This is a genomic window from Streptomyces sp. CCM_MD2014 (assembly GCF_000772045.1).
GTDB classification, from domain to species: Bacteria; Actinomycetota; Actinomycetes; order Streptomycetales; family Streptomycetaceae; genus Streptomyces; species Streptomyces salinarius.
On record NZ_CP009754.1, the window covers coordinates 6,015,132 to 6,030,043 of the forward strand.

9 protein-coding genes are annotated in these 14,912 nt (G+C 72.6%); 8 read left to right on the top strand and 1 reads right to left on the bottom strand.

The genetic code is table 11. The annotated features are described in order from the left end of the window. Positions 1-564 precede the first annotated feature (564 nt). Positions 565-4,608, bottom strand: coding sequence for a type VII secretion protein EccCa (gene eccCa / locus NI25_RS26830; protein ID WP_061444892.1), 4,044 nt, complete (start codon positions 4,606-4,608; stop codon positions 565-567). Between the two features lie 460 nt (positions 4,609-5,068). Here eccCa and eccD point away from each other — a divergent pair, with 460 nt between their 5' ends. The 8 genes from eccD (at position 5,069) to NI25_RS26870 (ending at position 14,828) form a co-directional block, all read left to right on the top strand. Further along, positions 5,069-6,475, top strand: coding sequence for a type VII secretion integral membrane protein EccD (gene eccD, locus NI25_RS26835; RefSeq protein WP_061447118.1), 1,407 nt, complete (start codon positions 5,069-5,071; stop codon positions 6,473-6,475). Positions 6,476-6,541: 66 nt separating this feature from the next. Next, entirely contained in the window at positions 6,542-8,179 is a 1,638-nt protein-coding gene (gene eccB / locus NI25_RS26840; RefSeq protein ID WP_061444893.1) for a type VII secretion protein EccB, read from the top strand. A 459-nt stretch (positions 8,180-8,638) separates the two neighbouring features. After that, positions 8,639-8,974 (top strand): hypothetical protein, encoded by a 336-nt coding sequence (locus NI25_RS26845; RefSeq protein WP_007449379.1) that lies wholly within the window; start codon positions 8,639-8,641, stop codon positions 8,972-8,974. Positions 8,975-9,062: 88 nt separating this feature from the next. After that, entirely contained in the window at positions 9,063-9,371 is a 309-nt protein-coding gene (locus tag NI25_RS26850) for a WXG100 family type VII secretion target (protein ID WP_061444894.1), read from the top strand. Between the two features lie 131 nt (positions 9,372-9,502). Then, positions 9,503-9,973 (top strand): type VII secretion system-associated protein, encoded by a 471-nt coding sequence (locus NI25_RS26855; protein WP_007449376.1) that lies wholly within the window; start codon positions 9,503-9,505, stop codon positions 9,971-9,973. 65 nt (positions 9,974-10,038) lie between these two features. Beyond that, positions 10,039-13,857 (top strand): AAWKG family protein, encoded by a 3,819-nt coding sequence (locus NI25_RS26860; RefSeq protein WP_061444895.1) that lies wholly within the window; start codon positions 10,039-10,041, stop codon positions 13,855-13,857. Positions 13,858-13,981: 124 nt separating this feature from the next. Then, on the top strand, positions 13,982-14,437 hold the full coding sequence (locus tag NI25_RS26865; protein WP_061444896.1) for a YbaB/EbfC family nucleoid-associated protein: 456 nt from the start codon (positions 13,982-13,984) through the stop codon (positions 14,435-14,437). A 1-nt stretch (position 14,438) separates the two neighbouring features. Continuing rightward, positions 14,439-14,828 (top strand): hypothetical protein, encoded by a 390-nt coding sequence (locus NI25_RS26870; protein WP_061444897.1) that lies wholly within the window; start codon positions 14,439-14,441, stop codon positions 14,826-14,828. Positions 14,829-14,912 lie beyond the last annotated feature (84 nt).

Sequence of the window (14,912 nt, forward strand, 5' to 3'; positions counted from 1 at the left end):
ACGTCCGGCTGTCGCGCGTCCGGGCTCGCGGCTGGCGCCCGGCGGACCCGGCCCGGGACTGAGCACCGGCGCCGCTCCCGCCCGGTGGACGCCCGGGACCGTGCGGTGAGCGGTGTCGGCCGGGTGTCGTCCTGGCTCTCCGGCAGGGGTGTCGTGCGGGTGTTTCCGTGCCGGTACGTCCGGCTGTCGCGCGTCCGCGCTCGTGGCTGGTGCTTGGCGGACGTGGTCCGGGACTGAGCACCGGCGCCGCTCCCGCCCGGTGGAGGAGCGCGGAACCGTGCGGTGAGCGGTGCCGGGCCGGTGGGGTCCGGGCCTCCCGGACGGGTGTCGCCGTGCCGGTGTCGTGCGGACGTTCCCGCGTCCGGGGCGTGTGGCCGCCCCGCTTCGTGCCGGTCGGCTGCGTCCGCCCGGCGCTGTCCGCGGCGTGTCCGTGGGCCGGGGCCGGGCGGCATCGGGCGGGGAGTGCGCGTCCGGGGTGTGCCGGCGGTGCGTGAGCACGTCGCGGGAGCGCCCGGGGGCGGCCAGCTCGGTCGTCGCCCCCGGGCGTCGCGCGTACGCCGTACCTCAGCTCTCCGGTGCGTCCTCCACCAGCGCCGTCTGGATCAGCCGCGCCCTGCGCCGGGCGACGTGCAGGGCGCGCCCGGGCGGGAGGTTGCGGGGCTTGGTGTTGCCGAAGAGGTTGCCCTCGGTGGGCGGGCAGGACAGCAGCACCGCCGGGTTGTTGGCCTCGTCCAGACGGCGCAGCAGCGCGTCGCTCATGGCGCGCCCCGCGCCCATCGCGCTGCGGGCGACGACCATGTGCAGGCCCATCTCGAAGCCGAGGGTCAGGTGCTCGAAGAGCGGCTCGAAGGGGCTCTGGAAGGAGTTGCCGGAGACCATGTCGTAGTCGTCGACGAGGACGAACAGACGCGGACCCGTCCACCAGTCGCACCGGCGCATCCGCGACGGGGCGATGTCCGCTCCGGGCACCCGGGTCTTCATCGCGCGGGCCGCGCCCTCCACCGTCTCCTTGAGGTTGTCCAGGGAGATGACGTGCCCGATGCGGTACTCCGCGGGGATCGTGTCCACCAGCGTCCGGCGGTAGTCGACCACGATGATCTTCGCCTCGCCAGGCGCGTACCGGGCGGTGATGCCCTCGGTGATCCGGCGCAGCAGGTTGGTCTTGCCGCTCTCGGTGTCGCCGATCACGGTCAGGTGCGGGGTGCGGCTGAAGTCGTGCCAGACCGGCTCCAGGGCGTCCTGGTCGATGCCGAGCGCCAGCCGCAGGCCGCCGCCCTCCGTCGGCTGCGGAGCGGGGAGTTCGGCCACCGGGAGCCGGTGCGGCAGCATCCGGATCTGCGGGGCGGACGGGCCCGTCCAGTGCCGGGAGATCTCGGAGACCAGGTGGGCGACGCCCTCACCGAGGTCCTCCAGGGAGCCGCTGCCGTCGATGCGGGGCAGACCGGCGAGAAAGTGCATCTTGCTGTCGGGGGTGAGGCCGCGCCCGCCGGTGCGGGGCACCGCGCGCGCCTTGCGGGTGTCGACCTCGGAGTCCATCGGGTCGCCCATCCGCAGTTCCAGGCGGGTGGCGGACTGGTCGCGGACCTGCGCGGACAGCTCCACCCAGCGGGTCGTGCTGATCAGCAGGTGGATACCGTAGTTGAGGCCGCGCGCGGCCAGCTCGTTGAACTTCGGCACCAGGTCGTCGTAGTCCTGGCGGACCGTCGACCAGCCGTCGACCACCAGGAACACGTCGCCGAAGCGCTCGTCGGGGAACTCCCCGGCGGCCCGGCGGCGCCGGTAGGACTGCATCGAGTCGACGGCGTGGTCCACGAAGAACTGCTCGCGGTGGGCCAGCAGCGTCATCACCTCGGCGACCGCCCGGTGCACGCGCTCCGGGTTGAGCCGGGCGGCGACCCCGCCGACGTGCGGGAGCGAGGCGAGCTGCGAGAGACCGCCGCCACCGAAGTCGAGGCAGTAGAACTGCACCTCCGCCGGGGTGTGGGTGAGCGCGAGGGCGGCGATCAGCGTACGGGTCAGCGTGGACTTGCCGCTCTGCGAACCGCCCGCGACGGCGATGTGGCCGCCGGCCCCGGACAGGTCCACGACGTGGGGGTCACGGCGCTGCTCGAAGGGCTTGTCGACCAGGGCGACCGGCACGCGCAGCCGGCCGTTGCCCGACCAGCCGGCCGCGGTGAGGCCCCGCTCGGGGTCGGCGACGATGCCGGGCAGCAGCGTGTCCAGCGGCACGGGCGTGTCCAGCGGGGGCAGCCACACCTGGTGCGCGGCGGGGCCGGACCCGCGCAGCCGTTCCAGGGCCACGGCGAGCAGCGTCTCCTCCTCGCCGGGCTCCTCGGCGGCCGGTTCCGGCTCCGGCAGCGACTCCGGGGCCCGCGGTACGACCCAGCCGCTGGTCCACGGCACCACCTGGCTGGCCACGCGCGCCCGGGCCACCGCACCGGTACGGCGGGCGTAGGTGCCCGAGGAGTAGGCGGCGCGGAACCGGGTCAGGGACTCCACGCCGGATTTCAGGTAGCCGTTGCCGGGGGCGGAGGGCAACTGGTAGGCGTCCGGCACCCCCAGCACACCGCGGCTCTCCATGGCGGAGAAGGTGCGCAGGCCGATCCGGTACGACAGGTGGCTCTCCAACTGGTGCATGCGGCCCTCGTCCAGGCGCTGCGAGGCGAGCAGCAGGTGGACGCCGAGCGAACGGCCGAGGCGGCCGATCATCACGAAGAGGTCCATGAACTCACGGTGCGAGGAGAGCAGTTCGCTGAACTCGTCGACCACCACGAACAGGCTGGGCAGCGGCGCGAGATCCGCGCCGCCCGCGCGGGCGCGCTCGTACTCCAGCGCGGACGTGTGGTTGCCGGCCGCTCGCAGCAGCTCCTGCCGGCGCATCAGCTCGCCGTGCAGGGCGTCCTGCATGCGCTCCACGAGAGCGGCCTCGTCGGCGAGGTTGGTGATGACGGCGGAGGTGTGCGGGAGTTCCTCCAGGCCGAGGAAGGTGGCGCCGCCCTTGAAGTCGACGAGGACGAAGTTGAGGGTCTCGGAGGAGTTGCTCAGCGCCAGCCCCAGGACCAGGGTGCGCAGGAGTTCGCTCTTGCCGGAGCCGGTGGCGCCGATGAGCAGGCCGTGCGGGCCCATGCCGCCCTGCGCGGACTCCTTGATGTCGAGTTCCACCGGTCGGCCGTCGACGCCGACGGCCACCGGCACCCGCAGCCGGGCGGACCCGGTCTGCCGGGCGAAGTGGGCCCGTGCGTCGTGCCGGTGGAGGTCGGGGATGCCGAGCAGCGTGGTCAGCTCGATGTCCGTCTCCAGCGGCTGGGCGATGTCGGTGCCCAGGCTGATCCGGCGGGCGGTGAGCAGCCGGGCCAGGGACTCGGCGCCCAGCGGGCCGAGCCGGTCGGGACGGCCCAGCGGCACGGACCGCTCCTTGCGGCTGCGGTCGGTGCGCACCAGGCTGACCGTGTCGGGACCCACCGTCAGGCGCAGCGTGTTGCGGCCCGGACGCCAGCGCAGGGCACCCGACACGTCCAGGACCAGCGCGTTGCGGTAGCCGTGGCCGGCCCAGCGGTGGCCCTCGGGCACGGTGACGCCGTCCAGGACGACGACGGTGAAGGGTTCGTCACGGCCGGGCCTGGCGTCCGGGTCGAAGCCGGGACGCTCGGCGAACTCGCTGCCCAGCAGGTCGTCCAGTTCGGCGAGGTCCGCGGTGATGCGGCGCACCGATCCGGCGCCGTCCTCCTCGTGCGGGTCCAGGACGTGCGGCAGCCACTTCGCCCACTCCCAGTCGGGGCGCCGGTCGTCACTGGCGCAGACGGCGAGCCACAGCTCCTCGGGGGCGTGGAAGACGACGAGTTGTGCGATGACCGCGCGCACCAGGCCCGCCAGCGCCTCGTCGGCGGGACCGGTCGGCCGGGCCGCGCCGTCGCCCGCCGGCTCGCCCGTGCCGTCGAGGGACCGTCCCTGCGCGGGCACCCGGGGGGTGGCGCCGTCCTCTTCGACGGCGTCCTCGGGGCGCAGCAGGATGCGGGCCGAGGAGCGCAGGTAGAGGCCGAGGGGCTGCTCGGGGATGGTCGAGTAGGCGCGGATGAAGCGGCGCAGGGCGTGCGCGCACAGCGGTTCCAGGTCCTCGACCGGCCGGGTCGAGACCGGGTTGAGGGAGAGGGCGAACTGCTGCTCGCCCACCGCGAGGCGCACCTCGCCGAAGTCCTCGTCGGCCGGCCGCCGTTCCCACAGCCGTGAGGTGCGGGCCAGGGACCGCAGTGAGGCGGGGTCGGGGTGACGCCAGGCGAGCGCCCGCTGCTGCTCCACGACGGTCGCCCGGACCCGCTTGCGGATCTGCGCCAAGTAGCGGAGGTAGTCGCGGCGTTCGCCCTTCAGGCGCTGCTTGCGCTCGCCGGAGCGGCGCATCAGCTGGCCCAGCAGCATGGCGGCGGCGGAGAGCGCCATGACACCCAGCGCCAGGTACATGAAGACGCCGTTGCCGCCGCCCGGACGCAGGAACATCAGCATCATCGACATGGACATGAGTGCCATCGGCAGATATGTCCAGATCGTGGAGGTGTCCGGCACGGTCTCGGAGAGGACCGGCGGTTCCTGGAGGGTCAATTGTCCTTCGGGCATCTCCGGCCCGCGCCTACGGGCGGGACGGCGAAACAGCACCACACTCAAGGACCGAACCTCCGCTATCACTGGGCATTGCGACCCGGCCGCCTATCGGCGAGCCGGGGACGGACAGGCTGTACCGCGCCGGTTCCGGACGGCCCGTGGTCCGGTGGAAGGCAGGTGAATATTCCGGGCGGGAATCGGGCGCGGGACTTCCGAACCGGGCAACTCCCTTTCCCTTTGCGGCGTCAGGTCCGCGACACGATCCGACGGGCGCAGGCAGTAGTCTGCATTCACCGAACGCGGCCTGTCCACGAGGGGCGGGCATACCGATCGGTACGCGGCTCGTATTCCCGTGACCGTTCCGGTGCCGGTACCCCTCTGCCCCGCCCCGTCCGCGTTCCGTATTGTGCTCCCGTCCCCTTTACGTGGAAGTCCTTCTGCCGAAGTCCCCCCACGGATGACGAAAGTTGTGCTGATGACCGACAGCACGGCGGCCGAACTGTGCCGCCTGACCGTACGTGCGCCCAACGTCTCCGTCGACCTGGCCGTCCCCGCCGACGTACCGGTCACCGACCTGCTGCCCACCCTGCTGCGGTACGTGGGCGAGGAGGCGGAGGAGGCCGGCCTCGACCACGCCGGCTGGGTGCTTCAGCGGCTGGGCGACGCCCCGCTCGAGGAGGAGACCACCCTGGCCCGCGCGGGCCTCGCCGACGGCGAGGTGCTGTACCTGCGCCCGCACACCGAGGTCCTGCCCGAGGCGCGCCTCGACGACCTGGTGGACGGCATATCCGAGACGGTCGGCCGGCGGATGCACACCTGGAGCCCGAAGGCCGCCCGCGGACTGCTCGGCGGTACGGCGGCGGCGACCGTGGTCGTCGCACTGGTGCTGCTCTTCTGGCCCGGCGTGGACGGCTCCGGCTCGCTGCGGGTGGTCTGCGCCGCGGTGGCCGGACTGCTGGCGCTCGCGGGCGCGGGCTCGGCCAGCCGGGCGGTCGGCGACCGGCTCACGGCGACCGCGCTCGGCCTGCTGGTCGCACCCTGTCTCGCGCTGGCCGGCTGGGTCCTGCCCGGCGGCGACCTCACCGGCCCGGACACGGCACGGGTGGTGGGCGCGCGGCTGCTCGCCGCGGGCGCCGCCGGCGCGGGCGGCGCGGTGCTGGCCCTGGCGGCGACCGCGGTGGGCGCCCCGGCCCTGTTCGCCACGGCCCTGGTGGCGGTCGCCACCGCGATCACCGGGGCACTGGTCGGCTACACCGGGCTGGACGCGCCGGCCGCGGTGGCGCTGGTGATGGCGGTGCTGGCCCTGGGCGCCGGAGCCGTCGCGCCGTTCGCCTTCAAGCTGGCCGGCATGCGGATGCCCGCACTGCCCTCCTCCGCCGGCCAGTTGCAGGAGGGCATCGAGCCCTACGCCGGCGACGAGGTCGCCGCCCGCACCGAACTGGCCGGACGCTGGGTGACCGCGCTCTTCGCGGCCACCGGAGCCGCCGCCGTGGCCGCCCTGGCCGTCCTCACCCACCACCCGGACCTGCCCGAGGTCCTGACCGCGCTCGTCCTCAGTCTGCTGCTGCTCCTGCACTCCCGCGGCCTGGTCGCCGTCGGCCAGCGGCTGACGCTGGCGCTGCCGGGCGTATGGGGCCTGCTGCTGCTCGCCCGCGCCTGGGCGGTGGACGGCGACACCGACACCCGCCTGGTGGTCTTCGCGGTCCTGCTGGCCGCCGCGTCCGGCCTCGTGATCGCCACCTGGACCGTTCCCGGCCGCCGGATGCTGCCGTACTGGGGCCGCGCGGCGGAGCTGGCGCACACCGTCTTCGCGGTCGCGCTGCTGCCGCTCACCCTCTGGGTGGCCGGTCTCTTCGGCTGGCTGCGCGGACTGTTCGGCTAGGCGGAGAGCCGGGCGGAGAACCGGGCACGGAGTCCGGGCCAACGGAAGACGAGACGAGGAGAGGCCGTGCAGTCCAAGCGCGACCAGGTACAGGCCCACAGCTTCATGATGGGCAGGCTCAGTTCGGGTCTGCTGACGGCCTCCCCGGACGCCCCGGAGAGCCCGCTGGGACGCACCACCCGCGGTGTCGTCTTCGGCCTGCTGTTCACCGTCCTGATCGGCGCCGGCACCGTGGTCTACGGGCTGCTGCGGCCCGGCGGGAACGACGGCTGGCGCGACGGCCCGCACCTGGTGGTCAACCGCGAGACCGGTGCCCGCTACCTGTGGACCGACACCGACGGCGTACTGCACCCGGTGCGCAACTACACCTCCGCGCGGCTGATCGGCGGATCCGACCTGCCGACCGAGGACGTCGGCACCGCCTCGCTGCGGGACGTCCCCGTCGGCGGTCCGGTCGGCATCCCCGGTGCGCCGGACGGCCTGCCCGCCGCCGGGCAACTCGACGGCGGGCCCTGGAACATGTGCGTCACCGGACCGGACGGCGCCGGTCCCAGCACCTCCGGCACGCCCACGTCCTCGGCCGTCGAGAAGGCCGGGGCCACGACGCTGGTGGCCGGCGCGCCCGTGGACGCCACGGCGATCGCGGCCGACCGCGGGGTGCTGGTGCGCGGCCCGGACGGGACGCGGTACCTGGTGTGGCGGGGCAGCAGGCTGCCGCTGGACGAGAAGTCCGACGCCCGCACCGCGCTCGGCTACGGCTCCGTGTCGGCGGTGCCGGTGTCGGCGGCCTTCCTGGACGCACTGGCCCCCGGCCCCGCGCTGCGCTCGCCCGACGTGCCCGGACGCGGCGGCGAGGGCCCGGAGCTGGGCGGCGAGGCCACCCGCGTCGGCCAGGTCTTCGAGGTGAGCGTGCCCGGCGGCGAGAGCACGTACCACCTGCTGCGCGAGGAGGGCCTGGTGCCGCTGACCCGGCTCGGCGCCGCCCTGGCGCTGGGCGACCCGGCGACCCAGAAGGACGCCTACCGGGGCGAGTCGCCCGAGGCGCGCACGGTCGGCGCCGACGCGCTGCGCGAGCACCGGGCCGAGGGAGCCGGCCGGGCGGGGACGGCGGGGCTGCCGGACGCGCCCCCGGCCCCCCAGGCCGTGCCGCGGGGCAGCGCGCTGTGCGCCCAGGTGGACGGCGGCGACGGCGGTGCCCGCATCGGCTCGGTGCTGGCGCCGCTGACCGGACTCGCCCCGGTCGCCGTGTCGCAGGGCACCGCCGACCCCGTGCGCGCCGCCTGCGTGCCGACCGACGCCACCGTCGTACGGCCCGGCCACGGCGCCCTGGTGCGGGCGCTGCACGCGAGCGGCGCCGCCCACGCGGGCACCACCTACCTGGTCGCCGAGAACGGGGTGAAGTACCGGGTCCCCGCCGACGACACCCTCCGGGCGCTCGGGTACACCACCGGCGACATCGACTCCGTGCCCGCGCCGCTGCTCGCGGCACTGCCCACCGGCGCGGACCTCGACCCGGACGCCGCCTCCGGCGCCGCGAAGGTACGGGTCACGGCGCCCGACTGCGAGGGGCCCGCGGAGCGGGAGGAGCCGGACCCGGGGCAGAAGGCCGAGGCCGCGAGCTCTGTCACGGGAGGCCCGTCCGCCCCGTCGGGCACAGCGGGCACCGCCTCCCGAGCCCGACAAGAGGGGCAAAGGGATTTCTGAGGACGCAAGAGGGTGAAAACAAGGGTGATTTACGGTCCGGGTGGCCGCCGTGGTGATTCGCCGACGTGCTTTTCGGTCTTTGTGGTCGCGGCCGAAGCCCGGCCCGGAAATCCATGCGGTCGTTCCGTGAATTGACCGTATTCGCCCTCATATCCCGTCCGTGGTCGGTGCGGCGCCCGTTTCCGGTGACCGTTTGCCGCTTGGGAGTGCCCGAATGGCGCCCGCATCGAACTGTGTGTCCCGGCGGATGCCGCATGACGGACAGTCCGCCCGGCTCGGCTGTTCATCTGCTCGAAACCTTTGGTCAACTACCTTGCTCCAGACATATTTCAGGCCACCGGGCGAACTCTGAAATTTATCGCCGCGCGTTGCGCGGAAGAGGCGGTTCTACTTAGCCTCAGCGGGCAACGGTGCGACGTGATCGCTTGAAAGTGATCGCTCGAACGAAGGGAGCGCGACATGGCGGACAGCGCCGCAAGGAAAGCGGACTATGCCAAGGGCTTGGGGGGCGTCTCGTCCCTGGAGTCGGCCCGGAGCCAGGTGGAGAGGATCCAGAACAACGTCGCCGAGATCGCCTCGCGTTCCGGCGTCGGCGGCGACGAGGGCCAGGCCCTGCTGAAGCTCTTCCGCAGCTGGAACACGGAGGCCCAGACGGTCGTCGTCCAGATCAGCAAGATGATCGACGCCCTCCAGGAGAACGTCACCTCCGCCAACCGCCTGGCACAGGAGAACCAGGACCTCACCGAGGTCCTCAACAGCAAGACCAGTCAGGGCGTCTTCCAGGCGCTGCTCTGACGCGTCCGGCGCGGTGCGGCCTCCAGCGCCGCCGCACTGTTCGTGCTTCCCCGGACGCGAGGCGTCCGGCCACCCGAGAGGAGACGTCATGGCCGACGGCATCATCGACGTGCAGTACCCCGTGGTCCGCAAGGCCGTCGAGGAGTTGACGGACCAGACACAGCAGATCATCACCACCCTCAACAACCTGGAGGACGAGCTGCGGCCGCTCGTCGCGTCCTGGGAGGGTGCGGACCAGGAGATGTACCGGCGGGTGCAGATGGAGTGGGACCAGGCCACCAAGAACATGGCCACCCTGCTCAACGACAACGGCACGCTGATCCAGTCCATCCACGACAACCACTCCCGCGACGAGCGCCGCAGCGCCGACAACTGGGGCAACGTGCGGGCGCGTTAGAGCCGCCCGCCTCGTCCCGCTTCCGTCCGGACGGCGGAGCGGCGGGCGGCGTGCCGCGGCGGTCACGCGGTGTGCCCTCGCCGTTTCGCGGTCCGCCCCCCGTCAGGCACCGAGCGGCAGGAGAGCTTCCGATGGCCGACAACCCCACAGACATCAAGCACTTCGACCTGTCCGCGATGGAGAACTTCCGCGACTACGAGGTGGACCGGGCGTACAAGGACGCCAAGAGGCACCGCGAAGGCGGCGGGGAGGGCGACCCCCGCACGCTCGGCGACCTCGTCGACGGCCACACCACCGCGGACAACCTCGACCAGAACCAGCAACTGCTGCGCATCGGCAAGATGGCCACCGACGGGCGGATCTCGGGGCCCAAGCTGCTCGAAGGCGTCCGGGAGGCCGCCACGGCCCTCGACAAGCTCCTCGGCGATCAGATCGACCTGTACAAGGAGTTGCAGGACGCGCTCACCGACACCATCGAGGGGGCGCGCAAGACCCAGGCCAAGAACCTGGACGCGATCGACGCCCAGACGCTGCTCCAGCACTTCGACGAGGTCGACACCCTCACCGCCGGCGGCAGCGGCGAGGGTGACTCCGACTCCTAGACAACCCGTGCCGCGCGACAGGCGTGTCGCGTGCCGCACGACGACCCGACCAGAGAGGGCGCCCGGTGGTCGACCGTTACGACGCGGACTCCATAGACAACGTCAACAAGTACGAGGACGCCACGGACGCGTCGTCCGACGTCTGGGCGGGCCTGGTCACGCACATCACCGGCTACCCGGTGCCGGACCGCAGCACCGTCTTCGACACCCTCCGCTCCGACCACGGCGGCAAGCTGTTCCGGATGGACATCAGGGACCGCGGCCTCGGCTCGTTCGTCGAGGACGCGTCCGGCTTTCTGCGGAACACCGGCGAGGACTACGACATCTGGTTCTTCGACGGCGGCAAGAAGACCCAGATCAAGCAGGCCAGGATCGTCTTCGAGGGCCGGGTGAAGGCGGGCGACGAGCTGATCTTCGCCGACCCCGGGACGGACGACGTCGCCAACGCCTCCGTGCGCGAGGGCAACGAGTTCAAGGACTACAACAAGGACCAGATGAGCACCGTCGCCCTCGCCCGCTACATGAACGGGCCGCGGACGGCGCTCCTCGAACTGCTCGGCGGCAACACGGCGGACGCCCGCTTCAGCAATCTCGGCGTGGCCGAGGACGCCTCGGTCGACCTCAACTCCTTCGACACCACCGGCCGGGCCTTCGACTTCGCGGCCCAGTTCTTCCGGGACCAGGGGCCCAAGATCAAGGAGTGGGAGGACGCGCTCGGCCGGGAGGACGCGACCTGGAAGGGCGAGGCCGCGGAGGTCTTCCGCAGCCTGCTGACGAAGATCCGCGAGAACTACGACGCGTACATCGAGACGTTCGACGAGAAGCCCGGCACGGGCGAGGGCGACGGCACCGGGAAGACGGTGTACTCACGCGCCCTCTCCCAGGCCCGCTCGGCACTGGAGGACGCGGCCGACAAGCTGCTGGACGCGTGGATCACCTGGGCCAACTCGGACTACTACGACCCGCACCGGGTGCTGCGGTACGTACTGGACGACCTGGCCCAGTGGGTGGACACCAACAACGTCGCCAACACGGACATCAAGACGACCTACTCGGCGTACTCCTCGACCACCTACCACGACCCGCGCGACGGCTTCACCCAGAACCACCCCGAGTACGGCGACCTCACCGACATCGCCAACTGGGCGAAGGTCGGCGACAAGGCCGTACAGATCTGGAGCCGCGGCGTCGACGAGTACCTCGTCAAGCCCGCCCGGACCGTGCAGTCCACGCTGAACAACACGTTCCTGGACCTGGGCGGGGACTTCACCGAGAACATCCCGGAGCCGAAGTCGACCAGCACGGCCTCGCAGGAGTACGAGGAGCGCAAGGCCGAGGAGGCCCAGGAGGAGATCGACCGGCAGAACGAGGAGAACCGCCGCTACCAGGACGAACTCCGCGAGGAGCAGGAGCGGCAGCGGGAGGAGGACCGGAAGTACCAGGACGAGCTGCGGGAGGAGCAGAACCGGCAGCGCGAGGAGGACAAGCGGGCCCAGGACGAACTCCGGGACGAGCAGAACCGGCAGCGCGAGGAGGACAAGCGGGCCCAGGACGAACTCCGGGACGAGCAGAACCGGCAGCGTGACGAGGACCGCGACTACCAGGACGAACTCCGCGAGGAGCAGGAGCGGCAGCGCGAGGAGGACCGGAAGTACCAGGACGAACTCCGCGCCGAGCAGGAGAAGCAGGCCGACGAGGCCCAGGAGCAGCTCCGGACGCTGAACGACCCCTCGGCCACGGACCTCGGCGGCCTCGACGACCTGCTGAACCGGGACCTCCCGGTCACCGAGAGCCTCGGCGACATGGGCGGCCTCAACGGCGGTTCCGGTGACGCCGACAGCGCGCTCACCGACGACCTCGGCAACCTCGGAGCGGTGAACGGCGGACCCGGCGGCGGCCCGTCCACCGACGGTCTCGGCAACCTCGGCGACGCCAACAACGCGGTGAACGAAAGCCTCGCGGGCCCCGGCGGCGGCCCGGGGGGCGGCCAACCCGCGGTTGTGCCCCCGCCGGCGAACCTGGGCAGCCTCGGTGGCCTCAACTCCGGCGGCGGCGCGCGGCTGCCGAACGAGCGCACCCCGGGCCTCGTCGACGGCAACCCCGTCGCACGGTTCCCGGACGGCAGCAGCACCAGCTTCGACCCCGACACCGGCCTGCTGACCACCACCGGCCCCGACGGCTCGACCACCACCACGGACCTGGGCAACGGCCTGCAGGTGACCAACCCGGACGGCTCGGTCACCTCCCTCACCCACGACGGCAAGCTCGCCACGACGTTCCCGGACGGCCGTACGGAGACCATCGACCCGTCGACGGGTCGGGCGGTGACGACGGGTCCGGACGGTTCGACGACCACGACGGATCTGGGGAGTCTCGGGGGGTTGAACGGTGGTGGCGGTGGTGGGGTGCTGGACATGCCGACGGGTGGCAGTGCGCAGTTGTCGGGTGGTGATCTGATCAGTCGGTTCCCGGACGGGAGCAGTTCGAGTTTCGATCCGGATTCGGGGTTGTTGACGACGACGGGTCCGGACGGTGGGACGACGACCGTGGATCTGGGCAGTGGTGTGCAGGTGGCGAATCCGGACGGTTCGGTGACGTCGTTGGGTGATGACGGGAGTCTGACGACGAGGTTCCCGGACGGTACGACGCAGAGTGTGGACCCGTCGACGGGTCGGGCGGTGACGACGCGTCCGGACGGTTCGACGACCACGACGGATCTGGGGAGCCTCGGCGGCCTCAACGGCCAGAGCGGTCAGGGCGGCCCCGACTCCCCGGGCGACCTGCGGACCCAGTCGAACGGGGACCTCGACGGCCTCGGCGACCTCGACCCGGGCAGTCTCGACCTGGGCAGCCTCGACGGCCTGAACTCCGGTGGCGGCTCGGGGCTTCAGACACCCACGGGCGGGGACACGTCGCTGGCCGGCGACGACCTGCTCACCCGGTTCCCGGACGGCACCCGGGCGACGTTCGACACCCAGAGCGGGATGCTGACCGCCACCCACCCGGACGGGTCCGTCACCACCACCGACCTCACCCACGGCGCGCGGGTGACCAACCCCGACGGCTCCGTCACCTCCCTCGACAACGGCCAGTTGACCACCGACTTCCCGGACGGCAGCACCCAGGTCGTCGATCCGGAGACCGGCATCGCCACCGTCACCGACGCGCAGGGCCACACCGAGACGGTGAACCTGCACGACCTCAACACGGGCAACGGTCCGACCTCCTCGGACGGCACCGGTCTCCTCGACGAACTCGGCTCGCTGGACGGTCTCGGCTCGCTGGACGGTCTCGACGGGCTCGGGAGCAGCGGCGGCGGGGGCGGGGGCGGCGGCACCAGTACCGAGACCCTCTCCGCCTCCGACCTCGGCCTGGGCAGCGGAGGTTCGCTCGCCTCCGCCACCGGCGGCGGACTCACCGCCGGTGCCTCCGTGGGCTCCGACGGCCTCCTCACCGGCACCGCGGCCCCGCTGTCCGACGGCGCCACCACCGGGGCCGGAGGCACCCCGCTCACCCCGGCCGCCGGGGGCGGAACGGCCGGAGCCCCGGGCATGCCCGGCACCCCCGGCATGCCGATGGGCGGCATGGGCGGCATGGGCGGCGGCGGTGAGAAGGGCAACGGCGAACGGGTGCGGGCCGTCCTGGTCGACGCCGCCGAGGAGAGCGAGCGCCGCAACCGCAGGCGGCGCAGCCCCTGGAACCGCCAGGAGGACAGCGACACCTTCCTGGCCCCGGCGTCCCGCGTCGCCACCACGGGCGGCGACTCCCCCGAGCAGGAGCCGGGCCAGGGCCGCGGAGCCACGACGTCCGCCGACTACCTGGAGGAGGACGCGGACGTGTGGGGCACCGAGGACGGCGGCACCCCGGCCGTCATCGGACGGTGACGGCCGGGCGGGCGGCTGCCGCGGACGGTGCCGGGAGAGCAACGCCACCCGGTCCCCGGCTGCCGCGGCCGGCACCCCACCAGGCAAGATCGACCGTGCAGCCACAGGACTTCAGGGAGCGGACGTGACGGAACCACTGGAACAGCGGCTGGAGAATGCCATGGCCGAGCTCCGGTCCGCCCAGGAGGCGGTCGAGCGCACCGAACGCGAGCTGCGGCAGGCCTCGTTCGCGGTGCTCTCCTCCGACCGTGCCGTCCGCGTCACCGTGGGCGCCCAGGGCGCGCTGACCGGTATCGACTTCCTGGAGCACAAGTACCGCGACATGTCCCCCCAGGAGCTGGCCGCCAGCGTCCTGGAGGCGGCGAACGCGGCACAGCAGAAGATGAACCGGCACGTGATGAAGGCGATGGCGCCCTTCACGGAACCCAGCAGCGAGGTGCCCGAGCTGAAGGGCTTCGAGCTGGACTGGGAGCGGATCTTCGGTCCCGGGGTGCTGGAGAAGGACGACGAGGACACGGCCCGCGCGGACGGCCCCGCGCCGGGCTGGCGCGACGCGCTCGACGAGGACGGGGAGGACTGACATGGGACAGCGCTACTACGTCGACCCGGCCCGCATCGAGGCCCTCAGCGGGCAGTTGGAAGAGATCGCCACGCTGGCCAGGAGCATGACCGAGGAGTTCCTCGACGGCCTCGCCCCCACCGTCTCGTGGCCCGGCACGTCGGGGGACTTCGCGGAGAAGGCCAAGCCGCAGGAGCAGAAGGAACGGCAGGTCACCAAGGACACCATGATGTCCATCCGCGACGCGCTGGTGAGCATCACCGACGCCACGCTCGCCCAGGTCAGGCTCATGGAGGACACCCGGGACCGCAACCTGGAGGACATCGAGCGCACCACCGACCGGATCGAGACCGACGGCTTCGGTCTCGGCGGCTCGGGCGGCGGTGACACGGGCGGGCATGGCCGCCACTGACCCGTCCGCCGCCGTGGTCCGTTCCCGCCCCGTGCCGGGAACGGACCCGCGGTGCTGCCCGCACGGACCCGCGGGTGGTCGCCG

Excerpts from the sequence above, each read along its gene's own strand:
- eccCa (WP_061444892.1), bottom strand. The coding sequence starts at position 4,608 with ATGCCCGAAGGACAATTGACCCTCCAGGAACCGCCGGTCCTCTCCGAG.
- eccD (WP_061447118.1), top strand. The coding sequence starts at position 5,069 with ATGACCGACAGCACGGCGGCCGAACTGTGCCGCCTGACCGTACGTGCG.
- NI25_RS26845 (WP_007449379.1), top strand. The coding sequence starts at position 8,639 with ATGGCGGACAGCGCCGCAAGGAAAGCGGACTATGCCAAGGGCTTGGGG.
- NI25_RS26850 (WP_061444894.1), top strand. The coding sequence starts at position 9,063 with ATGGCCGACGGCATCATCGACGTGCAGTACCCCGTGGTCCGCAAGGCC.
- NI25_RS26855 (WP_007449376.1), top strand. The coding sequence starts at position 9,503 with ATGGCCGACAACCCCACAGACATCAAGCACTTCGACCTGTCCGCGATG.
- NI25_RS26870 (WP_061444897.1), top strand. The coding sequence starts at position 14,439 with ATGGGACAGCGCTACTACGTCGACCCGGCCCGCATCGAGGCCCTCAGC.